Raw genomic sequence first — 25,966 nt, forward strand, 5'->3', positions numbered from 1 at the left:
AGTGGCAGTTTAGGCCAGCCTTCAGCATTCCACGACATTGACGGCGAGCCCACCCAGGCTGGTTTCCTTGTACTTCTCGTTCATGTCGAGGCCGGTCTGGCGCATGGTCTCGATCGCTGCATCGAGAGGTACGAAATGGGTGCCGTCGCCCTTGATGGCCAGTGACGCTGCCGTCACCGCCTTGACCGCGCCCAGCGCATTGCGCTCGATGCACGGCACCTGCACCAGCCCGCCAACCGGATCGCAGGTCATGCCGAGATGGTGTTCGAGCGCGATCTCGGCGGCATTCTCGACCTGCTCGGGCGTACCGCCCATGACGGCGCACAGGCCGGCCGCCGCCATTGCCGATGCCGACCCGACCTCGCCCTGACAGCCGACTTCGGCGCCGGAGATCGAAGCATTGGTCTTGATGATGCCGCCGACGGCAGCAGCCGTCAGCAGGAAATCACGAATGCTCGGCTGGTCCGCCTCGGGATGGAAATGCAGCCAGTAGCGCAGCACCGCCGGCAGCGTGCCGGCCGCACCGTTGGTCGGCGCTGTGACGACCCGGCCGCCAGCGGCGTTTTCCTCGTTCACCGCCATGGCGTAGATCGACAGCCAGTCATTGGCGAGCAAGGGATTGGGCTTGTTCTGCTGCCATTGCTCCTGCAGCTTGTCATGCAGCATGCGGGCACGGCGGCGCACCTTCAACCCGCCCGGCATGATGCCGTCCTGCGACAGGCCACGGTCGATGCAGCCTTTCATGGCGCTCCAGATGCCGTCGAGGCCGGCGTCGAGCGCCTCGCGCGTCATCTGCGTCTCCTCGTTGACGCGTTTCATGTCGGCGATGGAAAGGCCGCTTTTGCCGGCCATGGCCAGCATCTCGACCGCATTCTTGAACGGATAAGGCACTTTCTTGCCTTCCGTCGTCACCGATCCCTTGGCCTTCATCCGCTGCAGTTCCTCTTCGGAAACCACGAAGCCGCCGCCGATCGAATAATAGATGCGCTTGAGCAGCAGGCGGCCGCCGGAATCATAGGCGTAGAACGCCATGCCGTTGGCGTGGCCGGTGAACGGCGTCTTGCGGTCCAGCACCAGATCGGTGGCCGGATCGAAGCGATAGGTGGGATGGCCGGGCGGCGAAATACGCTTTTCGGCGGCGATGCGACTGGCAATGCCATCAGCCTGGTCGGGATCGACCGTCTGCGGCGTCAGACCGGCAAGGCCGAGCATGACGGCGCGGTCACTGCCGTGGCCGATGCCGGTATAGGCGAGTGACCCGTGCAGGCTGGCACCAAGGCGGTCGACCTTCACACCCGCCGGGCGCGGCCAGTCATTTCCCGCGACCTCGTCGAGAAACCGCGCCGCGGCGGTCATCGGTCCCATCGTGTGCGAACTCGAGGGTCCTATGCCGATCTTGAACAGGTCGAAAACCGAAAGGAACACGCGGCGTTGTCTCCTGGAGTCAGGTCGAGGACTACATATAGGAATTCTCACGATGTTTCCGCTCTTTTGGAAATCGCGGCGCTGCACCCGCCGACGTTGTTTGCTCCGGCAGCGACATTGGCACAATCGCTGAATGCGGACATCGAAGCGATCGCCCTGAATGTGATAAATTCAGGCCATGGGCGATTCCCTCGATCTTTCGACAGCCGATCTCGCGGCGCTGGCCTTCTTCCTCGTCGCGTGGCTGCTGCACACGTTTGCCTCCGACGGCAAGCTTGTCAGCCGGGTGTCGCTGACGACGGCGATGAATGCACAGCGGCAAGCCTGGATGCGGACCATGGCCGAGCGCGAGATCCGCATCGTCGACACCGCCATCATGAGCGGGCTGCAGCAAGGCACCGCCTTCTTCGCCTCCAGCTCGCTGATCGCGATCGGCGGCTGCTTTGCCCTGCTCGGCGCGTCCGACCGGGTTCTTGAAGTGCTCAGCGACCTGCCTCTGGGTGGCGCGCCGTCGCGCGCGGCCTTCCAGATAAAGGTGTTTGGGCTGGTGCTGATCCTGGCGTTTTCGTTCTTCAAATTCGGCTGGGCGTACCGGCTGTTCAATTATTGCACGATCCTGATCGGCGCCGTACCGATCCCGCATGGCGAAGCCTCGCGCAATCCGGTCACCGAAACGGCGGTGTGGCGTGCGGCGCAAATGAACATGCTGGCCGGAAAGCACTTCAACTCCGGCCTGCGCGGCGTGTTCTTCTCGATCGGTTATCTCGGCTGGTTCGTCGACCCCATGGTGTTCGTGTTGTCGACGCTGTTGCTGCTGGCGGTGCTGGTGCGGCGCCAGTTCTTCTCGGCGGCCAGGCAGGCGGTGATCGGTCAGCCACCCGGAAAAGGCTGATCGATCCGGCCTGACAGCCAGTAGGCAAAAAGCCCGATCCATTCCCGGATGGCCATGGTGGTGGCCTGCAGCGAATCGGCTGGATTGTCGCGGAACAGGCCGACGCCTTCCCGTCCCGAGGTGCGATAGTCGACCGGCCATGGAACGGTTGCAAAGCCGGCCTTGTCGAACAGCGCCTTGGCGCGCGGCATATGGAAGGCCGAGGTCACCAGCAGCCAGGTCTCGCCGGGCTTCGGCGTTACCAACTCCTTGGTGAAGACCGCGTTCTCATAGGTGTTGCGGGACTTGTTCTCCAGGATCATACGGTCGGCGGCCACGCCAAGCGCGGTGAGCAGGCGCGGCGCGGTTGCGGCATCGCCCTCGCCATCGAGAAACAACGCGCCGGTGCCGCCGGAGACGACCACCTTGGCGGTGGGAAAGCGCCGGGCGAGAATCGCGGTCTCGACCATCCGATCGCCGCTGCTGTTCAGCTCATAGCCGCCGCGCGCCAGATTGATGGCGCCCTCGAAGCCGCCGCCGAGCACGACGATGCCGTCGACCTTTTCCGGCAGCGGCGGGCGTTGAAAGCGCTCTTCCAACGGATTGAGCATCATGGCGCCGAGCGACGTCCATGCTGACAGTGCAAGGATCAAAAATGCCAGCACGCTGCCGGCGGCCGCTAACCGTCGGCGCCCGGTCGTGACCGCGAGCAGTCCCGCCAACAGCAGGAAGATCGCCAGGTTGAGCGGCTGGATGAAGAACCAGAAGATCTTGGAAAGGTAGAAGAACATTGGCTGCCTATCGTCGGCTCGAATTCTCACGACCGATGAAGTGCTCGACGGCACTTGTCACAGCCTCGGCCTCGGGGCGGCTCAACTCCCTGCCGAAAACAAGGACGCCGTTGGTGTTGGTGAACCTGATGACTTCCGACAGCCCCGCTTCATCCGTTGGATAGGTATGGTCGAGGATTTCGGCCTCAAGGTGCCCTTTCAAAGGCAATGAGGAACGATTTCGCACAAAACCCCTGACGTCGCGCACGGCTGCCACGTCGGTTAGCCGCAGGGTTTCCTTGCCGAACACCAGCCACATGAAATCCTTGCCGAGGAAGTAGGTCAAGAGGGCAATGATCGCAGTGAACGACAGCAGTCCGAGAGTGCCGCTGGCGACGTTTGCGGGCGACGTGTCGGTCAATCCCATGTAGCCGGTGTAGGCAACGATCGCGGCCCCAACCAGGACGAAGCCCATCCTGAAATCCGAGATGCGCGGTGGGTTGGTTATCAGCAGTTCGTCTTCCGTCTCGACGATGGAAATGCGAGACGGGGGCGGCATGCTACCACCATTTCTCCGGCTGGAATGTGCCGGCGGCTTGCTCGATGACGGCGGCGGTCTGGAACAGGGTTTCCTCGTCAAACGGCCGGCCGATCAACTGAAGCCCGAGCGGCAAACCCTTGGCGTCGAGCCCGGCGGGCACAGCGATGCCCGGCAGGCCGGCCATGTTCACCGTGACGGTGAAGATGTCGTTCAGGTACATCTTGACCGGATCGGCAGCCATGTCCTCGTCGGCGATGCCGAAGGCGGCGGATGGCGTTGCCGGGGTCAGGATGACATCGACGCCGGCGGCGAAGACAGTCTCGAAATCCCGCTTGATCAGATTGCGCACCTTCTGCGCCTGCAGATAGTAGGCGTCGTAATAGCCGGCCGACAGCACATAGGTGCCGATCATGATACGGCGCTTGACCTCACGGCCGAAACCGGCGGCACGGGTCTTCTCATACATGTCGACGATATCCTTGCCCGGCACGCGCAAGCCGTAGCGGACGCCATCGTAGCGGGCGAGGTTGGACGAAGCCTCGGCGGGCGCCACGATGTAATAGGCAGGCAACGCATATTTGGTGTGCGGCAGGGAAATATCGACGATCTCGGCGCCGGCGTCCTTCAGCCAGGCAATGCCCTTCTGCCACAGCGCTTCGATCTCTTCGGGCATGCCGTCGACGCGGTACTCCCTGGGAATGCCGACCTTCATGCCCTTGATCGGCTTGCCGATCGCGGCCTCATAGTCCGGTACCGGCATGTCGACCGACGTCGTGTCCTTCGGATCGACGGAGGCCATCGACTTCAGCAGGATCGCGGCATCGCGCACGTCACGAGCGATCGGGCCGGCCTGGTCGAGCGACGAGGCGAAGGCGACGATGCCCCAGCGCGAGCAGCGGCCATAGGTCGGCTTGATGCCGACCGTGCCGGTGAAGGCGGCCGGCTGGCGGATCGAGCCGCCAGTATCCGTCGCGGTCGCGCCGGCACACAGGAAGGCCGACACTGCGGTTGCCGAACCGCCGGAAGAACCGCCCGGCACCAGCTGCGCATTGTCCAGGCTGCGCGCGGTCCTGGTGCCGCCGGCCGAGACGAAGCCGCCATCACCCTGATGCGTCGTCGGCATCACCACCGTGTCTAGGCGCGAGCGCCGCCACGGATTGATGACCGGGCCATAGTAGGACGTCTCGTTGGACGAGCCCATGGCGAACTCGTCCATGTTGAGTTTACCGAGCATGACGGCGCCGTCGGCCCACAGATTTGACGTAACGGTCGATTCGTAGCGCGGCTTGAACCCGTCCAGCACATGACTGCAGGCCTGCGTATGGACGCCTTCGGTGCCGAACAGGTCCTTGATTCCGAGCGGGATGCCTTCCAGCGCACCGCCCTCGCCCTTGACCAGCCTTGCGTCGGACGCCTTGGCCATGTCGCGCGCCTTGTCGCCTGTCACCGCGACATAGGCATTGAGCGCGGGATTGGCGCGATCGATGGCCGAGAGATAGGCCTCGGTGATCTCGGTCGCGGTGATTTCCTTGCCGTGCAGCTTGGCGCGGGCCTGTGAAATCGTCAGCTGGGTCAGGTCGCTCATCAAAGGCTCTTTTCGTAAAACACCGACCACTCGGAATCGGGATAATCCAGCACCGGGCCGCAACGCGAAAACCCGGCGCGTTCGTAGACGGTCCACGCCGCGGGGTGACGGTCGCCCGTCTCCAGCACCAGGCGCTTCAGCCCCTCGTTGCGCGCCAGCGCCTCGACATGCTCGACGATTTTCGCGCCGATCTTCTGCCCGCGATGCGAGGGCCGCGTGTACATGCGCTTGACCTCGCCGACAGCGCCGTCATGGCGTTTCAGCGCACCGCAGCCAATGGCCATGCCGTTGTCGCGGGCGATGAAGACAGTCGTGTCCTCACCAGCCATCTGCTCGACCGTCAGATGGTAGCAATGCTCCGGCGGCGTCAGTTCGAGCAAGGTCTGGTTGAGTTCCTCGACCAGGCCGCGCACGTCGTCCTGCAGTGGCGTTTCAATGGCGATGTCGATTGCCATCGGCCGGTTTACTCCACGACCTTCGGCACGAGGAAGAAATTCTCTTCGGTCGCCGGCGCGTTGGCGACGATGTCAGCTGCCTTGCCGCCGTCAGTAACAACGTCCTGACGCTTCTTCATGTCCATCGGCGTCACCGAGGTCATCGGTTCGATGCCGGAAACATCGACCTCATTCAGCTGTTCGACGAAGCCCAGAATGGCGTTCAGCTCGCCGGTCATCCGTTCGGCATCTTCCTCGCTCACTGCAATGCGGGCGAGATGCGCGACGCGCTTCACTGTCTGAAGATCTACGGACATGTTTTTGCCTCGGGGAAAACCAGTTCGGGCTATAGCGGCGCCGCGCGCGCTGCGCAACATGCATCGTGCGAGAGACCAGGCTGCGGCGGCGGCCTAGTCTTCGGCCATCGATCCACGCACAGGATGATGTCTACGGCAGGGCAACGCCCTCGCACAGATAATAGCTGCCGCTGTTGCCGCTTGCTTCGCTTTCGTCGTTGACGGGCCGGACCGACACGAGATCGATCTGCTTGTCGTTCATTTGCGTCACCGAGAGGACATCCGGGAAGACGTAGCCCGGTTCCTGGCAGATGGCCGTCACCGCCCAGCTCGGCGAAGCGGTCGCCTTGCTGACCTGCAGAAACTCGCAATTGTATTCCACGCTCTGCAGGCCGTGCGCCGAAAGCACGATGTTGCCGGCGTCGATCAGCGTTTGCAGCGTGTCCTTTTTGGCCTGCGTGCAAAGCTCTTCGGACTGAAGGTAGACGCCTTCGATGAAATCATCCGCGGCCAGCGCGGGCGACGCCGCGACAAACATGGAAACGCAAAGAGATCGCCCCAACACCATGGATTTATTCCACTTTAGCTGTTTCTAGATCGTAATCGTCTCACCGATTTTCGGCAACGCCAGCCTTACACCGGATCCTTCCAGGCCGGCCTCGAACTTATCGGCGGTCGGGTCGATCATCGGAAACGTGCCGAAGTGGCAGGGAACCACGGTGTCGAATTTGAAGAAGCGCCGGCAGGCAAGTGCCGCCACCGCGCCGCCCATGGTGAAGCGGTCGCCGATCGGCACCAGGCCTATCTTCGGCTCATGCAACTCGTTGATCAGCGCCATGTCGGAGAAGATGTCGGTGTCGCCCATGTGATAGAGCGTTTTGTCTTCCGCGAAATGCAGGACGAGGCCGCCCGGATTGCCGAGATAGGTGTTCTGGCCGCCCTCGCCCGGGAAGGAGGATGAGTGCAGCGCCTGGACAAAAGTGGTGGTGAAGCTGCCGCAATCGACGGTGCCGCCGATGTTGCCGGGATTGATCTTCTTGTCGCTGACGCCCTTGCCGACCAGATACATGCAGATCTCGAAATTGGCGACGAGCTGGGCGCCGCTTTTGCCGAGCACCTCCACCGCGCCGCTGATGTGGTCGCTGTGGCCATGCGTCAGCAGCACATGCGTGACACCCTCAGCCGGGCCCTCCCAGCCACCCGTCCATGACGGATTGCCTATCAGATAGGGGTCGATGAGGATCTTGACATCAGCGGTATCGATCCGAAAGGCCGAGTGGCCGTACCAGGTCAGTTTCATGAATGCATTCCTCGATTTTTGACTTGCCAAAGGATAGAACGCCAGTGGCCCCGAGATCAAAGGGTTACTTGTCCGCCACGCGTTTGACAAAACACCTGGTGGTGAAAGGCGAAGGACGGCCGGTGGGCATTATCACGATCGAAGAATTGCCGGCGCGGTTAGCCGACGGTAAGACGCTGGCGGGGCTTGACCTCGGCGACAAGACGATCGGCGTCGCGGTCTCGGACCAGAGGTTTTCCTTCGCCCATCCGCGTCCGGTCATCATGCGAAGGAAATTTTCGCTCGATGCGGCGGTGCTGCTCGCCTTGCTGCAGAAGGAGAATGCCGGCGCCGTGGTGATTGGGCTGCCGATCAACATGGACGGCTCGGAAGGTCCGCGTGCGCAGAAATCGCGCGCCTTCGTCCGTAACATGGCACAAATGAGCGACCTGCCCTTCGTGCTCTGGGACGAAAGGCTATCGACGGTCGCGGCCGAAAGGACGCTGATCGAGATGGATTTCTCGCGCCGCAAGCGCGCCGGTAAGATCGATTCGGCGGCAGCCGCGTTTATTCTGCAGGGAGTTTTGGACCGGCTTCAGTCGCTCCACGCATCCGCTCGAACGGAACCGGACCCGCCCAGCGCTGTCTGACCCAGCCGGCGATTTCGCGGCGACGGCGGAATGCCCAAAGCGCCATCAGCAGCAACCCGTCGAAGACGCACGTCTTCGCCACCATGCCGGGGATGATCGCCGGATCGATGCCGAGCATCTGACCGTAGAGCTGGAAGAAGAAGTCGTGCATCTGTCGGCTGAGCATCGCGTAGCCGAAATTGATGTCATTGGCCGACAGATAGAACCAGCCCCAGAAAATCGCCATCGGCGCCGCCCAGAATCCGAAGATGTAGCGCATCAGCGGCCTCCCCTGGGATTGGAGCCGGTTTTGGACACCGTTCGGCCTGATATGAGTGAAAGCAGCGAATTGTGGGCTGCGGCTTTCGCCATGCCGTGCGCGACGGCATGGATCTCGCCTTCGCCCGAAGCCGCTGCCGCAACCACGGACCGCCGTTCGGCAAGCATGGCGACATAGGATGCCAGAAGTGCTGCCAGCTGCACGGCAACGGCCATGAACAGCCCGTTTATGCCTTGCGCAGCACCCCCGATGACGATCAGCGACAACACGCCGGACGCGCAGATGAAGGCGATGCGGGCAACGCTGTCGGCGTCCGGGCTGGTCGCGTCGTTGACCAGGGCTTCGACAAAGGCCCAGAAAAACAGAACCGCGACGACCAGCAATGCGGTGGCAAGCGGCGCCACGACAACGAAATTGTCGAGGTTGACGAAGCGGGTACCCTCGATTGTGGCACCGATCACGCCGAGCGCCGCCGCCACACCACGGTTTCCGTCGATGCAGATGAGCGCAAGCAGGGCGAAAACAATCGTCCAGTGCAAGGTCAGAAAAGAGGTCAGTACCTGTCGCATCGGTGTTCCTGCTTCGCAAAGCAGGAGACGGCCAATCTGAACCATTGCCTGCTTGCGCCGGGACAGTGGGCCTTGCCGCTCGCCATCGCAACGGAAACCATTTGTTAAGGTTAACGGAAATTAGCCATATGCGAGAGGATACGGACCAACCCCTCAAACCAACGCCTCAAAACTGTGGATGGCGCCGGTTTTTGCGATGCTCGCGGCTCAGTTCACTGGCGGATAGAGCGTGTCGATGATCATGCGTGCATCGTGGCGCGAATCGATCATGCCATAGGTGTTGCGCCATTGGCCGGCCAATCGCGTCTCGACGAAAGCGTCGGCGATCCGCCCTGCCCCCAGACGGCGCAATTCCGCCGCCGCAGCCGACAGAGCCAGCTGCTCGGTGAGCAGCCGAGCCGAACCTTCGTCGGTTGAAGCGACCTGCATCGCCGCCTTCAGCACGCCGATCGTGCCGCGTCCGCCGGCGCCGAGATCGCGGTCGATGCCGGCCAGCACATCCTCGAACAGGCCGGGCGCACGGCCAAGCACGCGCAGCACGTCGAGCGCCATGACATTGCCCGAGCCCTCCCAGATCGCGTTGACCGGGGCCTCGCGATAATAGCGGGCGAGCGGCGCCTCCTCGACATAGCCATTGCCGCCGAGGCACTCCATCGCCTCATAGAGCAAAGGCGGCGCGATCTTGCAGACCCAGTATTTGACGACCGGCGTCATGGCGCGGGCAAACGCCGCTTCACCGCGGTCGCTGGCCGCCTCGTCGAAGGACCGCGCCAGCCGGAACGACAGTGCGGTGGCGGCGGCGACATCGAGTGCCATGTCGGCCAGCACGCGCTGCATCAACGGCTGCTCGATCAGGGTCGAACCGAACACCTGACGATGGCGGGCATGATGAACGGCCTCGGCGAGGCCCGCGCGCATGATCGCCGACGAGGCGATGGCACAATCGAGCCGGGTGAGCGTCACCATGTCCATGATCGTCTTCACACCGGCACCGGGTTCGCCGACCATCTCGCCGATGGCATTGACGAATTCGACTTCGGAGGATGCGTTGGAACGGTTGCCGAGCTTGTCCTTCAGCCGCTGGAAGCGGAAGCCGTTGCCCGAGCCGTCACCGAGAACGCGCGGTACGAGGAAGCACGACAGCCCCTCCGGCGCCTGCGCCAGCACCAGGAAGGCATCCGACATCGGCGCCGACATGAACCATTTGTGCCCGGTCAGACGATAAAAACCGCTGCCGGCGCGTTCCGCCCTCGTCACATTGGCGCGCACATCGGTGCCGCCCTGTTTCTCGGTCATGCCCATGCCGAGCGTCAGCCCGGTTTTCTCGACCGGCGGCTTTTGGCTCTGGTCATATTTGCGCGTCGTCACGCGCGGCGCCCATTCACGAAACAGTTTCGGGCTGGCCATCAAGGCCGCTAGCGAAGCGTTGGTCATGGTGATGGGGCACAGATGCCCGGTCTCGAGCTCCGCCGTCAGATAAAACCGGGCGGCACGGACCTGATGGCGGCGGCCGATCTCGGTGTCGCCGTTTTCCCACACCGAGGAATGCAGCCCATTGGCCACGGAGCGACGCATCAAGGCGTGATAGGCGGGATGGAACTCGACCACGTCGATGCGCCGTCCTTGGCGATCATGCGTCCTCAGCTTCGGCGTCTCGACATTGGCGAGGCGCGCCAGTTCCTGCGCCTCCTGCGTCAGCACGAAACGGCCGAGACCGTCGAGTTCCCGGCGCACCGGATCGGAAAAACGCTCCGCGAGCTGGATCAGCAACGGATCGCCCCGCCAGGCGTTGCCGCCCGTCAGCGGCGGCGGCTGGTTCGTCACGTCGTCGGTCACGCCCAATCCTTCTATCGTCAGAAAGCCACGAATCCGAGGCTGTCGGCTAGATATAGCCAAGCCATGCAGCGCGCGCGATGAAAATACCGGCCGATACAATCGGCCATCTACACGAAAAAAATGAGGAGAACGGCTCCAATGCAAAGCTGGCGCTTGCAGCCGCAAAGTCTCCACCCTATAGCAGCCCCTTGAGATGACCGACGCTTCGTCCCCCTATCCTCATCGCCATCTTCTGGGCATCCGCGACCTTTCCCCTGCCGACATCGAGCTGTTGCTCGACAGGGCGGACCGGGCGGTCGCGATCTCGCGGCAGTCCGAGAAGAAAACCTCGACGCTGCGCGGCCGCACACAGATCAACCTGTTCTATGAAGCCTCGACGCGCACGCAGTCGTCGTTCGAACTGGCCGGAAAGCGGCTTGGCGCCGATGTCATGAACATGTCGGTGGCAAGCTCTTCGGTGAAGAAGGGCGAAACGCTCATCGACACGGCGATGACGCTGAATGCCATGCGGCCCGACATATTGATCATCCGCCACCAGTCGGCCGGTGCGGCCGCGCTTCTCGCGCAGAAGGTCGGCTGCTCCGTCGTCAATGCCGGCGACGGCGCGCATGAGCACCCGACACAGGCGCTGCTCGACGCGCTGACCATCCGCCGCGCCAAAGGCCCGCTGTCGAAGCTGATCGTGGCGATCTGCGGCGACATCCTGCATTCGCGCGTGGCGCGCTCCAACATCATGCTGCTCAACGCGCTCGGCGCGCAGGTGCGCGTCGTTGCGCCGTCGACGCTGCTGCCCACTGGCATCGAGAAGATGGGCGTCATCGTCACCCGTTCGATGGCCGAAGGCCTCAAGGACGCCGATGTGGTGATGATGCTGCGCCTGCAGCGCGAGCGCATGGAAGGCGCCTTCGTGCCTTCGGTGCGCGAGTATTTCCGCTATTTCGGCCTCGATGCGGAAAAACTGAAGGCGGCCAAAGACGACGCGTTGGTGATGCACCCCGGACCGATGAACCGTGGCGTCGAGATCGCTTCGGAAATCGCCGACGGCCCGCAAAGCGTCATCCAGGAACAGGTCGAAATGGGCGTTGCTGTGCGCATGGCGGTCATGGAAGCGCTGCTCGATCCCCGTCGCAATCAAGAGGGCCGCGGCGCATGAGCATAACGGTCTTTGAGCGCGCCCGCATCGTCGACCCCTCGCGCGGCATCGACGAAGTCGGCGCCGTCATCGTCGATGGCCGCAAGATCGTTGCCGCCGGCAAGGTAGCGCTCAACCAGGGCGCGCCCGAGGGCGCCACCATAATCGACTGCGCCGGCAAGGCGATCATTCCAGGCCTGGTCGATGGCCGCGTCTTCATCGGCGAACCGGGCGGCGAGCATCGCGAAACCATTGCGTCGGCGAGTGTCGCGGCGGCGGCTGGCGGCGTCACCTCCATCGTCATGATGCCCGATACCGACCCGGTGATCGACAATGTGGCGCTGGTCGAGTTCGTGCTGCGCACCGCGAAAGACACGGCTATCGTCAACGTCTTTCCGGCTGCGGCGATCACCAAGGGCCTCGACGGGCGCGAGATGACCGAGTTCGGCCTGCTGCGCGAAGCCGGCGCGGTCGCCTTCACCGATGGCCGCCACACCATATCGAGTGCGCTGGTGATGCGCCGCGCGCTGACCTATGCGCGCGACTTCGGCGCCACCATCGTGCATGAGACGCAGGATGCGGACCTCGGTTCATCCGGCGTGATGAATGAAGGCCTCTACGCCAGCTGGCTCGGCCTTTCCGGCATTCCGCGCGAGGCCGAATCCATCCCGCTGGAACGCGACCTTGCGCTGGCGCGGCTGACGCGCGGTTCGTACCATGCGGCGAAGATCTCGACGGCGATGGCGGCAAACGCCGTGACGCGTGCCAAGGCCGACGGGGCGACGGTGACGTCGGGCGTGGCGATCCACAATCTGTCGCTCAATGAAAACGATGTCGGCGAATACCGCACCTTCTTTCGCCTGACGCCGCCATTGCGTGCCGAGGAAGACCGGCTGGCGATGATCGAGGCGGTCAGGGACGGTACGATCGACATCATCGTCTCCTCGCACGATCCGCAGGATGTCGACACCAAGCGCCTGCCCTTCGCCGATGCGGCGGCCGGCGCCATCGGGTTGGAGACGCTGCTGGGCGCGGCCTTGCGGCTCTACCACAATGGCGACGTGCCGTTGCTGAGGCTGATCGAGACCCTGTCCACGGCCCCGGCAAAACTGTTCGGACTGCCCGGTGGCACGCTGAAGCCCGGCGCTGTCGCCGATCTTGCGCTTGTCGACCTCGACGAACCCTGGATCGTCAGCGAAAGCGGCATTCGTTCGCGCTCAAAAAACACCTGTTTCGAAGGTGCGCGCCTGCAAGGCAAGGTCTTGCAAACGCTGGTTGCGGGCCGCACAGTGTTCTCCGTCTGAGCCGGACAACCCGCGCACCGCGCCTGATCCGGCCAAACTGGGGGAAATGCGGGGGAAACAATGACTTACAGCCTCATCCCAGCGCTTGTGTTCGGCTATCTCCTGGGCTCGATTCCGTTCGGGCTTCTGCTCACCCGCGCGGCCGGCCTTGGCGATGTGCGCCAGATCGGCTCGGGCAACATCGGCGCCACCAATGTTCTGCGCACCGGCAACAAGGGCCTAGCCGCGGCGACGCTGTTGCTCGACGTGCTGAAGGGCACGGCCGCCGTGCTGATTGCTGGCTATTTCGCGCCTGACCTGGCGATCTGGGCCGGTCTCGGCGCCTTTCTCGGTCATCTCTTCCCGGTATGGCTGGGCTTCAAGGGCGGCAAGGGCGTCGCCACCTATCTCGGCGTGCTGATCGGCCTTGCCTGGCAGGTAGCGCTGATCTTCGCCGTCGTCTGGCTGGTGATGGCATTCCTCTTCCGTTATTCCTCGCTTGCGGCGCTGACGGCGGCGGTCATCGTGCCGATCGCCCTCTATGTCCTGAGCACGCCGCAGATTGCCGGATTGTTCGTGGTGATGAGCGTCATCGTTTTCATCAAGCACCGGGAAAACATTTCTCGCCTGCTTGCCGGCACCGAGGGCAAGATCGGAGCCAAGGGATGAGCGAGCCGACCGCCGGGCCGCGCCTCAGCGACCGGCAGCGGCTGAGCTGGCTACGACTGATCCGCACCCAGAATGTCGGCCCTGCCTCCTTTCGCGACCTGATCAACCGCTTCGGCTCAGCCGAAGCGGCGCTTGAAATACTGCCGGAACTGATGATTTCGGGCGGCGCCATCCGCATCGCCCGCATCCCGTCCGTCGCCGAGGCCGAGGCCGAACTGGAAACAGCTGGAAAGGCCGGCGCCCGCTTTGTCGGCATCGGTGAAGCAGACTACCCACCCCTCTTGCGCAACATGGATCATCCGCCGCCCCTGCTGGCGGTAAAGGGCAACGCAGCTGTTTTCCGGCTGCCGGGTGTCGCCATAGTCGGGGCACGCAACGCGTCGCTGGCCGGCATTAAGATGGCGCGCATGCTGGCAGCCGACCTCGGCCGCGACGGCTACGCAATCGTCTCCGGCCTGGCGCGCGGCATCGACACAGCGGCGCATCAGGGCAGTCTTGCGACCGGCACGATCGGCGTGCTGGCCGGCGGCCTCGACCAGCCTTATCCGCCTGAAAATGCAGGCCTGTGCGAAGAGATTGCCGAGCGTGGCGCCATCATTTCGGAGATGCCCTTCGGCTGGCAGCCGCGCGCTCAGGATTTTCCGCGCCGCAACCGCCTTGTCGCGGGTGCGGTCCTTGGGCTGGTGGTGGTCGAGGCAGCGCAACGCTCTGGGTCCCTGATCAGCGCCAGGCTTGCCGGCGAAATGGGCCGACTGGTCTTCGCTGTACCGGGCTCACCGCTCGATCCACGCGCCGCCGGCGCCAATGGCCTGCTCAAGGATGGCGCCACCCTGGTCACCGAGGCATCGGATATTTCCAGGGCAATCGCGCCGCTGACCGGCATGCGAGCGCCCGACGTGCCGCCGTTCGAAGAGCCGCCCGACTTCTTGGCCGCACCACCGCCTGGCGAAAGCGACCGCGCCCGCGTCATCGAGGCACTCGGCCCGACGCCCGTCTCGGTCGACGAGATCATCCGCCACACTGGCCTGCACCCGGCCCAAGTGTTCATGGTGCTGCTGGAACTCGACCTCGCCGGCCGGCTAGAACGCCACGCCGGAGGACATGTTTCGCTGGTTTGACCCACAAACGGCTGCCGCGAATTTGGCGTCGGTTGCGGGCGTACAGTGAGATCGTGGAAGGTTAGGAAGCCGAAGCGATGGATGGCGCAGCCATTGCCCCAGCAAGGTATTCCTTTGCTGTAGCTCGCAAGCGATCGGCGTGGTCATAGATTTCGTCCAGCGAGTCGATCTTGACCTTCTCTTCCTTCTCTCCATCGAAAAGCCCGAGATATTTGACAGTCCGGTTGAACCATAGTCGGGCAAGTGGCTTGCGGTTGTTGTTATCAACGAGGATACCGCAATAGCTCTTCTGGTCGCGCATAATTACCCTTGCTGGCTTTAGAAGATCGCGGACAATAGCCCGGACGACCATGAAACCCTCGCGTTCGTCCTCCGTAGTCACAACCTCCTCTTCGGTCTCAACTCCATCCGCGCCAATCTCGGAAATCTCAGTTTCAGCCAACGCAGTGGATAAACGCGACTGAACAGATTCCCGAACAATCTCGCGAAAGGCTGCTTTGACCATCGGTGTGAACTGCTCCTTCACCTGACCGGTGAACCGGCCTTGGTAAAGTCCAACCGTCACCATCCGAACAAACTCCTCGGGCGGATTTTCCATCACGTTGCCAATCTCTTTTTTGATTGCCGAAGTGTATTTTAGGCGATGAGCGGACTGCAAGATTCCGTCTACGTTGAAATCAGCTTTTGCGAATTTCTTCAGTTCGGACGTCAGTTGACCCTGTAGGTCCGAAAGGTCAAATGTCAGGAACGGGCGATCATCGAGCTTATTCGGTGCAACCAGATCTGTATGGAAATGGAAGGCACGGCCGTTGGTAAGTATGGCAAATTTGGCGTTGGTGACGGAAAAATACCTGTAAAGCTGTGCAAGGTGAATCCGATCAAGAACTGTAGTGATTGGTTTGCATTCGACAAGAATCCTGATTTCTCCATCAATTTTGATCGCGTAATCTACCTTTTCTCCCTTCTTACCCACCGCGTCGGCACAGTACTCAGGTATTACTTCATCAGGATTGAAAACGTCATAATCTAGAGCCGCCAAGAATGGCAGAACTATCGCTGTCTTCAAGGCCTCTTCGGTAAGCATTGCGCTGGAATGCGTCTTGATTCTGTCAGCAAGTACGCGAAGTTTCTCTTCGACGCTCATAGTCCCCTCCCTCAAAATTTGAGATAGGATCGTGCAAAATATGTTTTTGCGCAAGTCGATCTGCACTTCAGAACTTATGATGCACCAAGATCTGTCAACGCAGTCGACCTCAACCGTCTGCCAGAAAGATAACGCCAGCCTCTCAGGCACAGAGAACCTCCGCTCCGAAATTCGGCAATTCTGGTGAAGTAGACGTGAGTAAGAAACCAGGAGCTCTACCGCGCTTCCTAGCTCGACAGGCCGATCGCGTCACAGGCAGCATGTAAGCGCCTCACCACAAAAATTCGCACCAACCAGATTTACAACTGACATGTTAGTAAGATATCACTGCCTTCGAACTTCTTTTCGGAGACCCCCGGTGACATCACGTTTTGGCCTTTCGGCCGCCCTCGCCACGCCTTTCGATGCCTCCGGGCAGATCGCCACCGCCCTCATGGTCGCCCAGGCCAAGCGTTGCCTGGCGGAGGGGTGCACCAGTGTTACGCTTTTTGGCACCACCGGCGAAGGCGCATCGGTTGGCACCGGGGAGCGGCGGTCGGTGACCGAAGCCATGCTGGCCGCCGGCATCCTGCCGCATCAGCTTGTTGCCGGCGTGCTGGTCGATGCGGCCGAAGACGCCGCTGAGCAGGCCCGGCATGCCTTGCAGCGCGGTGCCCGCAACATTCTGCTGGCGCCGCCGAGCTACTTCAAGAATGTCGGCGACGATGGTCTTTTCGGCTGGTTTTCCACTGTCTTTGCCGTGCTCGGTCCCCTCGCCCGTGGCGTTCTGCTCTACAACATTCCGTCGGTCACCATGGTGCAGCTCTCGCTTGACCTGATCGGCCGATTGCGTACGGCTTTTCCGGATGTCGTTGCCGGGGTCAAGGATTCCGGCGGGGATTGGGATTACAGCGAGGCGCTGCTCGGCGCCCATGGCGATCTGGTGATCTTGATCGGTGACGAGCGGCATCTGGCACGAGCCGTGCGAATTGGCGCTCAAGGCGCAATCTCCGGCATGGCCAATTTCGTTACCAGCGAAATCCGGGCCATGGCCGAGGACGGGCGCGACGACACACGCGTCGAGCGTTTCGTGCTCGAATTGCTCAAATATCCGGTCACGCCGGCGGTGAAGGTCATGGTGGCGCGCAAGACCAGCGAGGACCGCTGGCTGGCGGTCCGTCCGCCGCTGGAGCCGATCGGTTCGCAGGGGAGACAACAGCTGGCTGACGCCTATGATGGGCTGTTTGCCAGGGAATCAGCCTGACCAGCAAAGAGATACGCGCTGAAATGGAAGACGGCAGCGAGCCGACCACGCTTAGGGAAAAAGCCTATGCCAGCTTCACGCGGCATTTGCTGGCCCGCGATCTGCTGCCGGGCCAGTTCGTATCGCAGCGCGAACTGGTTGCCTTCACCGGGCTGCCGCTCGGCGCCATTCGCGAAATCGTGCCGCGTCTCGAGGCCGAAGGGCTTCTGACGACGATCCCGCAGCGCGGCATGCAGATCGCCCATATCGACATCAGCCTGATCCGCGAGGCTTTTCAGTTCCGCCTGTTCATGGAACGCGAAGCGGTGGCGCTGTTCACCGCCAGCGCTTCCGATGACGAACTTGCCCGCCTGCGGCGCGAACACGAGGAGATGCTGGCTCAAGCCCTTTCGCAGGCGCCGACGCCGGAAATGGAAGCCAGGGCGCAGAGCATCGACTGGGCGATGCACGACACTTTCATCGATGCGCTGGGCAACGAGATCATCGCCAAGGCCTATCTGGTCAACTCGGTGAAGATCCGGCTGATCCATCAGGAGCGCTTCCGCATCGACGGGCGCGTCGTGCCGGTCATGCGTGAGCACCTTGCGGTCATCGAAGCCATGGAAAGCCGCGACCCGCAGAAGGCGGTCGAGGCGATCAGCCTGCACATCGACAAGGCGCGCCGGCTGGCGCTGCAAATCTGAGGAAGCATGAGCCGCGTCGCGGTCGCGACGCATTCGACAACGACAGCAACCGGGAGGAAGAAATGTCGTCCAATCTGTTCAACCCAACCAGGAGGCAACTCCTCCAGGGAACCGCGGCACTTGCCGCCGCCGGCCTTGTGGGTGTTCGCCCAGGCTTTGCCGCGGCCGTCGACTGGAAGCGCTTTGCCGGCACGACGCTCGACGTCAATCTGGTGAAAAGCCCGCGCAGCGACACCCTGATAAAATATCTCGTCGAGTTCGAGGAGTTGACCGGGATCAAGGTCAATGCCGAGGCAACGCCTGAGCAGCAGCAGCGCCAGAAGACGGTGATCGAATTGAGCTCCGGCAAGCCGAGCTTCGACGTCGTGCATCTGAGCTACCATGTGCAGAAGCGGCAGTTCGAAAAAGGCGGCTGGCTTGCCGACATATCAGGCTATCTCGCCGACCCCACCCTTACCGATCCGGGTCTGGTCGAAAACGATTTCGCCGACGCCGGCATGCTGTTCGCCAAGGACGGTCAGGGCGTGCTGCGCTCGCTGCCCTTCTCGGTCGACTACTGGATCGTTTACTGGAACAAGGAGTTGTTCGAGGCCAAGGGCCTCAAATATCCCGAAACCTTCGAGCAGCTGGTGGCCGCGGCCGAGGCGCTGACCGACCCGTCGACCAATACTTATGGTTTCGTCGCCCGCGGCATCAAGAACGCCAACACGCCGGTGTGGACATCGCTCATGCTCGGCTACGACATGACGCCACTCGACGCTCAGGGCAAGCTGCGCACGACGTCGCCCGAGGCGATCGAGGCCGCCGGGCTCTACCAGCGGCTGATGACCAAATCCGCGCCTCCAGGCGTCACTGGCTTCAACTGGGCCGAAGCGCAGTCCGCCTTCCTGCAAGGCAAGATCGGCATGTGGTTCGATGGCGTCGGCTTTGCCCCGCCGATGGAAAATCCGGAAAAATCGCGGGTGGTCGGCAAGGTCGGCTATGGCGTCATGCCCAAGGGTCCCAAGGCGCACGCGGCTGGCACCTTCGGCGACGGTATCGGCGTGACGGCCACCAGCGAGAAGAAGGAGGCCGCCTATCTGTTCTGCCAGTGGGCAGTGTCGCCGGTCATGGGCGCGCGCCTGCTGCAGGCAGGCGCCGGCGTACCGTTCCGCAAATCGGTGCTCGAAGATCCAAAGGTGCGCGAAGGCGTCACCATGCCGGCAAGCTGGCTCGATGCGGTGGTCGGCTCCGGCAATGTGAGCCGGCTGTCGCTGCCGGTCATCATCCCGGTCACAGAGTTCCGCGACATCTACGGCGTGGCGCTGACCAATTTGATCGCCGGCGCTGATCCCGCCGAGGAGTTGAAGAAGGCTACCGACCAATTCCAGCCGGTCCTCGACAGGAGCGAGCAAGGCTGATGTCCGCCACCACCCCAGAACGCACCGGGGTGACGACGCAAGCCATCGAAGGGAGCCAGACGATCCGGCTGGCTCCCAACTACTGGCCTTTCGTCGTTCCGGCGCTCGTCGTCGTCGGCGCCGTGATCGTCTTTCCCTGGGCCTTCACGCTGTGGATGAGCGTCAACCGCTGGACGCTCGGCCAGTCGCGAAGCTTTGCCGGGATGGAGAATTATCTGCGGCTGGCGTACGACCAACGCTTCTGGGAATCGCTTCTCCATACGTTGAGCTACACCTTCCTTTCGGTTGCCGCGCCGATGTTGCTCGGCACCATCGCCGCCCTGATCTTCGACGCCAGGTTTCCGCTGCGTGGCCTGCTGCGCGGCGTCTTCGTGATGCCTATGATGGCAACGCCCGTCGCCGTGGCGCTGGTCTGGACGATGATGTTCCACCCCCAGCTCGGCGTCCTCAACTATCTTCTGTCGCTGGTCGGCATTCCGGCGCAGGAATGGATCTTCAACGCCAACACGGTCATCCCGTCGCTGGTTGCGGTCGAGACCTGGCAGTGGACACCGCTGGTGATGCTGATCGTGCTCGGCGGCCTGGCGTCCGTGCCGCGCGAGCCGTTCGAAAGCGCCGAAATCGACGGCGCCAATGCCTGGCAGCAATTCCGCTATCTCACCTTGCCGATGATCGCGCCGTTCCTGATGATCGCGGTGATCATCCGCACCATCGACGCACTGAAGAGTTTCGACATCATCTACGCGATGACCCAGGGCGGGCCGGGCACGGCCTCGGAGACCATCAACATCTATCTCTACAACACCGCCTTCTCCTACTACGACATCGGCTATGGCTCGGCCATGGCCGTGGTGTTCTTCATCGTCATCGTCGCCCTGTCCTTCATCCTCCTGATGTTGCGCCAGCGCTCGCAGTGGATCGGCGTGGAGGGCAAATAGATGAGTTCACGACTGCTCAACCGGATCGGGCTGTTCTTCGCGGCCCTGGTCTTCGTCTCGCCGGCGATCCTGTTCTTCCTCTGGATGATCTCGCTGTCGCTGAAATTCGAGATCGACAACGGCGCCTATCCGCCGATCCTGATCCCCGAACATCTCGCCTGGTCGAACTATGCAAAAGTGTTTGAGGAGAACAATTTCCTGCTCTATCTCTGGAATTCGGTTCTGGTGACCGGCACGGCGACGCTTTTGGCACTGCTGATCGGCGTGCCGGCCGGCTATGGCATCGCGCGGCTCAAGGCCGAGCGATCGGCGGTGGTCATCATGATCGCCCGCATGACGCCGGGGCTTTCCTATCTCATCCCGCTGTTCCTGCTGTTCCAATGGGTCGGCATTCTCGGCACGCTGTGGCCGCAGATCATCATCCATCTGGTGGTGACCGTGCCGATCGTCGTCTGGGTGATGATCGGCTATTTCGAGACCACCCCGATGGAACTGGAAGAGGCCGCCAACATCGACGGCGCCAGTTCCTGGCAGGTGTTCCGGCTGGTCGCCTTGCCCATCGCCAAGCCGGGCATAGTGGTCGCTTTTATCCTGTCCGTCATCTTCTCATGGAACAATTTCGTCTTCGGCGTGGTGCTCGCCAGCCGTGAGACGCGCACGCTGCCGGTCGCCGTCTACAACATGCTCTCCTACGAGCAAGTGAGCTGGGGGCCGCTCGCCGCCGCGGCCCTGGTGGTGACACTGCCGGTACTGGTCCTGACCATGTTCGCACAAAGGCAGATCGTCGCCGGACTGACCGCGGGCGCCGTCAAGGGCGGCTGAAGGCACGCTACGGCATCGCACTCTTTTTCGAGGAAAACCCAATGGCATCGGTCACAATCAACAACGTGCAAAAGGCTTTCGGAACGGCCAGGATTATCCACGATGTCAGCGTCGATATCGCTGACGGCGAGTTCGTCATCCTGGTCGGCCCGTCGGGCTGCGGGAAGTCGACGCTGCTGCGCATGATTGCCGGACTTGAAACGATCTCGGGCGGCAGGATCGCCATTGGCGATCGCACCGTCAACAATCTGCGGGCGCGCGACCGGAACATCGCCATGGTGTTCCAGAACTACGCGCTCTATCCGCACATGACGGTGGCCGACAATATGGGCTTTGCCCTCAAGATCAAGAAAGCCGATCCGGCCGACACCGCAAGCCGCGTCGGCAGGGCCGCCAGCATCCTGGGCCTCGACAAGCTGCTCGACCGCTATCCGCGCCAGCTCTCCGGCGGCCAGCGCCAGCGCGTCGCCATGGGCCGCGCCATCGTGCGCGACCCGCAAGTCTTCCTGTTCGACGAGCCGCTCAGCAATCTCGACGCCAAATTGCGCGTCCAGATGCGCGGCGAGATCAAGGCGTTGCACCAGCGGCTGGGCACCACCACCATCTACGTCACGCATGATCAGATCGAGGCCATGACCATGGCCGACAAGATCGTCGTGCTGCATGACGGCCTTGTCGAGCAGATCGGTGCGCCGCTCGACCTCTATGACCGTCCGGCCAATCTGTTCGTTGCCGGCTTCATTGGCTCGCCGGCCATGAACTTCATTGCCGGCCGCGTCGAGGAAGGCGTTTTCCGCAGCGCCAGTGGGCTGACCCTACCGTTGCCGGAAGGCATCAACCTGGCAAAAATTCCCGCGGGTGAACTCATCTACGGCATCCGTCCCGAACATATCCGAGCAACGATTTCCCAGGGTATTGCCGGCACGATCGTGCTTCTGGAAGCCACGGGTTCGGAAATCTTCGCCAGGGTCGACTGCGCCGGCGAGGAAATCTCCTGCCTATTCCGGGAGCGGCTTGCGCTAAAGCAAGGCGCGCAGATGCGCATCGAGATCGACCGCGCCTGTGCTCATCTGTTCGACGCCAAGACCGGTCGGCGATTCTAGCGCAAAGGTCTGATATCCCCGCGCAAAGGTCTCAAGCCACGGTTCGCTCTTGCCACTCGCGTCGCTTGGCAGCAATCTCGGATCAAAGAGCCGCTCATCGGGTGGATGTGGGCGTTGTTGGATGCTGCCATGACACGCGACCAGATGCTCGCCCACCTTCGATCCGCCGGCGCGGTCGCGCGCGAGGCGGCGGCGCATGGGCATCATCCCTTTGGTTGCGTGCTGGTCGGGCCGGATGACCGCGTGCTGATGCGGCAGGGCAATCTCGACACGGTGCGCCATGCCGAGACGGAGCTCGCCCGGCGCGCCGCGGCTGCCTACGAGCCGGAGTTCCTGTGGCAATGCACGCTGGTCTCAACCTTCGAGCCGTGCGCGATGTGCGCCGGCACGATGTATTGGGCCAATATCGGGCGGCTGGTTTACGGGGTAGAGGAGACCGAGCTCCTGGCGCTCACCGGGGATCACGCGGAGAATCCTACGATGAGCCTCTCTTCGCGCACCGTCCTCGGCTCCGGCCAGAAAAAGATCGAGGTCTTTGGCCCCTTCCCCGAAATCGCCGACGAGATGCTCGCACCGCACCGCGATTTCTGGAAGCGCTGACGGCTTCGTCCCGGTTGGTAAGGTCGATCAATGGCAGCAGTGACTGTCGGATCGCGGTGGGAGTCGCCGCCGCCGTTCAACAAAATCAAAGACTTGTAGAATCAACGATCCGAAGTGGGACGATCTTGTCATGCGTTGCCCGTGGCGAGATCCTTGAGAAGGGCGTGCAGGCCGTGAAAACTCGCACAGTCGCTGCTTTTTTCAAAGACTTAAAGATCCTAAGTTGCTGATATTTAACGCTAAAACAATGGTGAGCGCGATGGGATTCGAACCCATGACCTACTGATTAAAAGTCAGTTGCTCTACCGGCTGAGCTACGCGCTCCCGCGGGCGAAAGGCGGCCCTCGAAATTGCGCGGAACATAGGGAGAGTGCCTCGACCGGTCAACCGGAAAAAGAGGTCTCGCAAACACGGGCGGCTTCGCCCTGTCGCGGCACTTGTCCCACGCGCTGTCGGGGGAGAACGGCCAAGGAACGCTGCCATTTATGCCTGACAGTGGCATCCAGTCTGGGGAACAATTGTATGCGCCGCTCGTTTTTCGGGCACAGGGACGTCCGCCAAACCATCGAGGAGAAGACCAATGAACAGAATCACAACGAGCCTGCTGGCGACCGCTCTCTCCGCCACATTCGTTGCGGCGGAGGCGGTGTCGGTTAATGCCCAACCGAACTATGTGCCGCAGTCCCAGGTCGCGGTGCCGGATGTACAGACAGTCCAGTACCGGGAGTGGCGCAAGGACCGCTACAATCGCAATTTTTCGCGTGACCGCAGTTTTTCGCGTGACCGCAATTTTTCCCGCAATCGCGGCGCGTATTGGAACGGCCATCGGGGCTATCGTGAATATCGCCCCGGCTACCGTCGTCACGGCGATTATTGGTTCCCGCTTGCGGCCTTCGCTACCGGCGCGCTGATTACCGGGGCAATCATCAACAACGAAAACAACCGCGTCTACGGGGGCAACGCCCACGTGCAGTGGTGCTACGACCACTATCGCAGCTACCGTGCTTCGGACAACACGTTCCAGCCGAATTACGGCCCTCGCAAGGAGTGCCGTTCGCCTTACTGATCCGAAGTGTGAGTACCGAGTAAAAATGGCCTGCGCCGGCAACAGCGCGGGCCATTTTTCGACGTGCCCAGGCGCGAGAGTGCTGGTCAGTTCGCCCAGCTGATACTTTTGAAAATCAAATAGAGCGCTCCACCCTCACCACGCGGTGAGCGATACGCACCGAGAGCATGGCAAATTCGAACCATTGTTCCCGTCAATTCCCAACCCAGCGCTTCCAGGTCATTGCCGGCGTTGGGCACATAGGCCTGGGCCAACTCATCTATGCTGTTCTTCTCGCCGAAGGAGCGAACCAGCTTGGCGTCGCTGAGAAGCTCGCTGGGCAAATTCGAATTTGCCCAAGCCCACAGCCAATTGCTGGCCTTGGCGCTCGTGGAGCCTGCAATCTGGATCTCAGTGACGATCTTGACGCCTCCTTCATCCGAGAACAGAAGCTTTCCGGCCGTGAGGTCATAGTCATAGCGTGACCAACTGCCGAGGCGAAAATCTCTATGCAAGCGGTCATTCTTGGCATGCAGTTGCTCAACGGCCGTCGCGCCTTGCAGGATACCAGTCTGGCTTCATTCTCCCCTCACCCTGATGGCTGCTCACTACACGCTCAGCGTCCGGCGCACAGCATCGCGCCAACCAGCAAGTTTGGCTGCGCGCGCGGAGCCATCCATGGCCGGCTGGAACCTCCGCTCCAGCGCCCAGCTCTTCGCGAATTTCTTGGCATCCGGCCACACGCCTGCCTTCGACCCGGCGAGCCACGCGGCACCCAGCGCCGTCGTCTCCAGGATGGTCGGACGGTCGACCGGCGCGTCGAGGATGTCGGCCAGCCTCTGCATGGTCCAGTCCGACGCAACCATGCCGCCGTCGACCCGCAGCACTGTCTTGGCCGAAGCTCCCTTCCAGTCCTTACGCATGGCGTCGAGCAGGTCGCGCGTCTGGTAGGCGACGGATTCGAGTGCGGCGCGGGCGAATTCCGCCGGCCCGGAATTGCGCGTCAGCCCGAAAATGGCGCCGCGTGCCTCGGCGTCCCAATGCGGCGCGCCGAGCCCGACGAAGGCCGGCACCAGGTAGACGTTTTGCGTTGGATCAGCCTCGGCAGCCAGCTTGCCGCTTTGCTCGGCCTTGCCGATCACCTTGATGCCGTCGCGCAGCCATTGGACCGCGGCGCCGGCAATGAAGATCGAGCCCTCCAGCGCATAAGTGGTCTTGCCGTTCAGCCTGTAGGCAATAGTGGTCAAGAGCCGGTTCTTCGAACGCACAAGGTCGCTGCCGGTGTTGAGCAGCGCAAAGCAGCCCGTGCCGTAGGTGGATTTCATCATGCCCGGCTCGAAACAGGCCTGGCCGATGGTCGCCGCGTGCTGGTCGCCGGCAACGCCAAGGATTCTTATCTCGGCGCCGAAGAGATTTTTCTCCGTGATTCCATAGTCATCGGCGCAGTCTTTTACCTCGGGTAGCATTTTTGCCGGGATGTTCAGTATCGACAGCAGTTCGTTGTCCCAGGCATTTTTCTCGATGTTGTAGACCAGCGTGCGCGAGGCGTTGGTTGCGTCCGTGGCGTGGACCTTGCCGCCGGTCAGCCGCCAGATCAGAAAGCTGTCGATGGTGCCGGCGAGCAACTCGCCCTTCTCGGCACGACGCCGCGCCCCTTTTACCTTGTCCAGCATCCAGGCGATCTTGGTACCGGAAAAATACGGATCAAGCAGCAGGCCGGTTTTTTTGGTGAACTTTTTCTCCAGTCCCTGCTTCTTCAGTTTCTGGCAGAGCGGCGTGGTGCGCCGGTCCTGCCAGACAATGGCATTGTGGATCGGCTTGCCGGTCGCCTTGTCCCAGATGACGACGGTTTCGCGCTGATTGGTGATGCCGAGCGCGGCCACTTCGGATGCAGCCCGGCCGGCATTCTTCAGCGCCGCCTTCACGGTCGTCACCACGCTCGCCCAGATGTCTTCGGGATCGTGCTCGACCCAGCCGGAGGCCGGATAGTGCTGGGTGAATTCCTTCTGCCCGCTGCCGGCAACCTTCATATCGCCGTCGAACAGGATCGCCCGGGTCGAAGTCGTGCCCTGGTCGATGGCAAGGATGTATCCGGTCATTCTGCTTCCCCGCTTAATGCATGTCGCCCAAAGGTGACCTCGGTTTTGGGAGAACGACATGCACAAAAACAAAGACCTAAAGCGCGTTGCATGAATCCGTCTCAACGCGACGCGCTTTAGTCTTTTACACAAACAGGGGAGACGGCAAGATGCCGCCTCCCCTATTCTCATG

The 25,966-nt window shown here is 62.2% G+C and carries 28 protein-coding genes and 1 tRNA gene; 14 read left to right on the forward strand and 15 right to left on the reverse strand.

Annotation, left to right across the window (positions count from 1 at the left end; all coding sequences use genetic code 11):
• Window positions 1–21: 21 nt before the first annotated feature.
• Window positions 22–1,425 carry an L-serine ammonia-lyase gene (locus P3C39_RS08050; RefSeq protein ID WP_275953080.1) on the reverse strand — a complete coding sequence of 468 codons (1,404 nt, stop codon included), beginning with the start codon at window positions 1,423–1,425 and terminating at the stop codon, window positions 22–24.
• Window positions 1,426–1,603: 178 nt separating this feature from the next.
• Between P3C39_RS08050 and P3C39_RS08055 the strand changes: the two genes are divergently transcribed.
• The gene (locus P3C39_RS08055; protein ID WP_013531782.1) at window positions 1,604–2,317 is read left to right on the forward strand and encodes a DUF599 domain-containing protein; all 714 of its coding nucleotides are present in this window, start codon (window positions 1,604–1,606) and stop codon (window positions 2,315–2,317) included.
• Here the strand turns inward: P3C39_RS08055 and P3C39_RS08060 are convergent.
• From P3C39_RS08060 to P3C39_RS08090, 7 genes are all read right to left on the reverse strand, one after another.
• Window positions 2,296–3,087: a YdcF family protein gene (locus P3C39_RS08060; protein ID WP_275953081.1), complete on the reverse strand. Its 792-nt coding sequence runs from the start codon at window positions 3,085–3,087 to the stop codon at window positions 2,296–2,298. The two genes, P3C39_RS08055 and P3C39_RS08060, sit on opposite strands and share 22 nt — an antisense overlap.
• Window positions 3,088–3,094: 7 nt before the next feature.
• A complete protein-coding gene (locus P3C39_RS08065) occupies window positions 3,095–3,625 on the reverse strand; it encodes a hypothetical protein (protein ID WP_275953082.1) in 531 nt (176 codons plus the stop codon).
• Between the two features lies 1 nt (window position 3,626).
• Complete coding sequence (locus P3C39_RS08070) at window positions 3,627–5,192, reverse strand: amidase family protein (protein ID WP_027161542.1); 1,566 nt, start codon at window positions 5,190–5,192, stop codon at window positions 3,627–3,629.
• Window positions 5,192–5,647, reverse strand: a complete 456-nt coding sequence (locus tag P3C39_RS08075; RefSeq protein ID WP_063172097.1) for a GNAT family N-acetyltransferase — start codon at window positions 5,645–5,647, stop codon at window positions 5,192–5,194. Before P3C39_RS08075 ends, P3C39_RS08070 begins: the two co-directional genes overlap by 1 nt.
• A gap of 8 nt (window positions 5,648–5,655) precedes the next feature.
• Window positions 5,656–5,943, reverse strand: coding sequence for an Asp-tRNA(Asn)/Glu-tRNA(Gln) amidotransferase subunit GatC (gene gatC, locus P3C39_RS08080; protein WP_013531787.1), 288 nt, complete (start codon window positions 5,941–5,943; stop codon window positions 5,656–5,658).
• Between the two features lie 130 nt (window positions 5,944–6,073).
• Window positions 6,074–6,490, reverse strand: a complete 417-nt coding sequence (locus P3C39_RS08085; RefSeq protein ID WP_224672834.1) for a hypothetical protein — start codon at window positions 6,488–6,490, stop codon at window positions 6,074–6,076.
• Between the two features lie 24 nt (window positions 6,491–6,514).
• Entirely contained in the window at window positions 6,515–7,222 is a 708-nt protein-coding gene (locus tag P3C39_RS08090; protein WP_275953083.1) for a metal-dependent hydrolase, read from the reverse strand.
• Between the two features lie 122 nt (window positions 7,223–7,344).
• Here P3C39_RS08090 and ruvX point away from each other — a divergent pair, with 122 nt between their 5' ends.
• Window positions 7,345–7,851, forward strand: coding sequence for a Holliday junction resolvase RuvX (gene ruvX, locus P3C39_RS08095; RefSeq protein WP_275953084.1), 507 nt, complete (start codon window positions 7,345–7,347; stop codon window positions 7,849–7,851).
• On the opposite strand, the gene P3C39_RS08100 is transcribed toward ruvX, so the two are convergent.
• From P3C39_RS08100 to P3C39_RS08110, 3 genes are all read right to left on the reverse strand, one after another.
• Window positions 7,769–8,110: a DUF6105 family protein gene (locus tag P3C39_RS08100; RefSeq protein ID WP_013531791.1), complete on the reverse strand. Its 342-nt coding sequence runs from the start codon at window positions 8,108–8,110 to the stop codon at window positions 7,769–7,771. The two genes, ruvX and P3C39_RS08100, sit on opposite strands and share 83 nt — an antisense overlap.
• On the reverse strand, window positions 8,110–8,679 hold the full coding sequence (locus tag P3C39_RS08105; RefSeq protein WP_013531792.1) for a hypothetical protein: 570 nt from the start codon (window positions 8,677–8,679) through the stop codon (window positions 8,110–8,112). The genes P3C39_RS08100 and P3C39_RS08105 overlap by 1 nt, the downstream gene beginning before the upstream one ends.
• A gap of 207 nt (window positions 8,680–8,886) precedes the next feature.
• Window positions 8,887–10,515, reverse strand: coding sequence for a DNA alkylation response protein (locus P3C39_RS08110; RefSeq protein ID WP_013531793.1), 1,629 nt, complete (start codon window positions 10,513–10,515; stop codon window positions 8,887–8,889).
• Window positions 10,516–10,708: 193 nt separating this feature from the next.
• Here P3C39_RS08110 and P3C39_RS08115 point away from each other — a divergent pair, with 193 nt between their 5' ends.
• Genes P3C39_RS08115 through dprA form a run of 4 tightly spaced genes read left to right on the forward strand, consistent with a single transcriptional unit; the run spans window position 10,709 to window position 14,717 of the window.
• Entirely contained in the window at window positions 10,709–11,668 is a 960-nt protein-coding gene (locus P3C39_RS08115) for an aspartate carbamoyltransferase catalytic subunit (protein ID WP_013531794.1), read from the forward strand.
• Complete coding sequence (locus P3C39_RS08120) at window positions 11,665–12,951, forward strand: dihydroorotase (protein ID WP_275953085.1); 1,287 nt, start codon at window positions 11,665–11,667, stop codon at window positions 12,949–12,951. The genes P3C39_RS08115 and P3C39_RS08120 overlap by 4 nt, the downstream gene beginning before the upstream one ends.
• A 60-nt stretch (window positions 12,952–13,011) precedes the next feature.
• Window positions 13,012–13,599 carry a glycerol-3-phosphate 1-O-acyltransferase PlsY gene (plsY, locus tag P3C39_RS08125; RefSeq protein ID WP_024503489.1) on the forward strand — a complete coding sequence of 196 codons (588 nt, stop codon included), beginning with the start codon at window positions 13,012–13,014 and terminating at the stop codon, window positions 13,597–13,599.
• On the forward strand, window positions 13,596–14,717 hold the full coding sequence (gene dprA, locus P3C39_RS08130) for a DNA-processing protein DprA (protein WP_127366085.1): 1,122 nt from the start codon (window positions 13,596–13,598) through the stop codon (window positions 14,715–14,717). Before plsY ends, dprA begins: the two co-directional genes overlap by 4 nt.
• Window positions 14,718–14,778: 61 nt before the next feature.
• Here the strand turns inward: dprA and P3C39_RS08135 are convergent, their stop codons facing one another.
• The gene (locus P3C39_RS08135; protein ID WP_275953086.1) at window positions 14,779–15,861 is read right to left on the reverse strand and encodes a type I restriction enzyme HsdR N-terminal domain-containing protein; all 1,083 of its coding nucleotides are present in this window, start codon (window positions 15,859–15,861) and stop codon (window positions 14,779–14,781) included.
• A gap of 358 nt (window positions 15,862–16,219) precedes the next feature.
• Here P3C39_RS08135 and P3C39_RS08140 point away from each other — a divergent pair, with 358 nt between their 5' ends.
• From P3C39_RS08140 to P3C39_RS08170, 7 genes are all read left to right on the forward strand, one after another.
• Window positions 16,220–17,104: a dihydrodipicolinate synthase family protein gene (locus P3C39_RS08140; protein WP_275953087.1), complete on the forward strand. Its 885-nt coding sequence runs from the start codon at window positions 16,220–16,222 to the stop codon at window positions 17,102–17,104.
• A 23-nt stretch (window positions 17,105–17,127) separates the two neighbouring features.
• Window positions 17,128–17,787: a GntR family transcriptional regulator gene (locus P3C39_RS08145; protein WP_064995846.1), complete on the forward strand. Its 660-nt coding sequence runs from the start codon at window positions 17,128–17,130 to the stop codon at window positions 17,785–17,787.
• 62 nt (window positions 17,788–17,849) lie between these two features.
• A complete protein-coding gene (locus P3C39_RS08150; RefSeq protein ID WP_275953088.1) occupies window positions 17,850–19,187 on the forward strand; it encodes a sugar ABC transporter substrate-binding protein in 1,338 nt (445 codons plus the stop codon).
• On the forward strand, window positions 19,187–20,125 hold the full coding sequence (locus P3C39_RS08155; RefSeq protein ID WP_013531801.1) for a sugar ABC transporter permease: 939 nt from the start codon (window positions 19,187–19,189) through the stop codon (window positions 20,123–20,125). The genes P3C39_RS08150 and P3C39_RS08155 overlap by 1 nt, the downstream gene beginning before the upstream one ends.
• A complete protein-coding gene (locus P3C39_RS08160) occupies window positions 20,126–20,947 on the forward strand; it encodes a carbohydrate ABC transporter permease (protein ID WP_013531802.1) in 822 nt (273 codons plus the stop codon).
• 41 nt (window positions 20,948–20,988) lie between these two features.
• Window positions 20,989–22,050, forward strand: a complete 1,062-nt coding sequence (ugpC, locus tag P3C39_RS08165; protein WP_275953089.1) for a sn-glycerol-3-phosphate ABC transporter ATP-binding protein UgpC — start codon at window positions 20,989–20,991, stop codon at window positions 22,048–22,050.
• 129 nt (window positions 22,051–22,179) lie between these two features.
• Window positions 22,180–22,650 (forward strand): nucleoside deaminase, encoded by a 471-nt coding sequence (locus P3C39_RS08170; RefSeq protein ID WP_275953090.1) that lies wholly within the window; start codon window positions 22,180–22,182, stop codon window positions 22,648–22,650.
• 248 nt (window positions 22,651–22,898) lie between these two features.
• Here P3C39_RS08170 and P3C39_RS08175 read toward each other — a convergent pair.
• Window positions 22,899–22,974, reverse strand: a tRNA-Lys gene (locus P3C39_RS08175).
• 256 nt (window positions 22,975–23,230) lie between these two features.
• Here P3C39_RS08175 and P3C39_RS08180 point away from each other — a divergent pair.
• The gene (locus P3C39_RS08180) at window positions 23,231–23,716 is read left to right on the forward strand and encodes a BA14K family protein (RefSeq protein ID WP_013531805.1); all 486 of its coding nucleotides are present in this window, start codon (window positions 23,231–23,233) and stop codon (window positions 23,714–23,716) included.
• Window positions 23,717–23,802: 86 nt separating this feature from the next.
• Here P3C39_RS08180 and P3C39_RS08185 read toward each other — a convergent pair whose 3' ends face one another.
• Both P3C39_RS08185 and glpK read right to left on the reverse strand, forming a co-directional pair.
• The gene (locus P3C39_RS08185; RefSeq protein WP_224672845.1) at window positions 23,803–24,210 is read right to left on the reverse strand and encodes a DUF6882 domain-containing protein; all 408 of its coding nucleotides are present in this window, start codon (window positions 24,208–24,210) and stop codon (window positions 23,803–23,805) included.
• Window positions 24,211–24,303: 93 nt separating this feature from the next.
• Window positions 24,304–25,794 (reverse strand): glycerol kinase GlpK, encoded by a 1,491-nt coding sequence (gene glpK, locus P3C39_RS08190; RefSeq protein WP_013531806.1) that lies wholly within the window; start codon window positions 25,792–25,794, stop codon window positions 24,304–24,306.
• Between the last annotated feature and the right edge of the window lie 172 nt (window positions 25,795–25,966).

Origin of the sequence: Mesorhizobium sp. XAP4 (assembly GCF_029269325.1) — a bacterium.
Classification (GTDB): Bacteria; Pseudomonadota; Alphaproteobacteria; order Rhizobiales; family Rhizobiaceae; genus Mesorhizobium; species Mesorhizobium ciceri.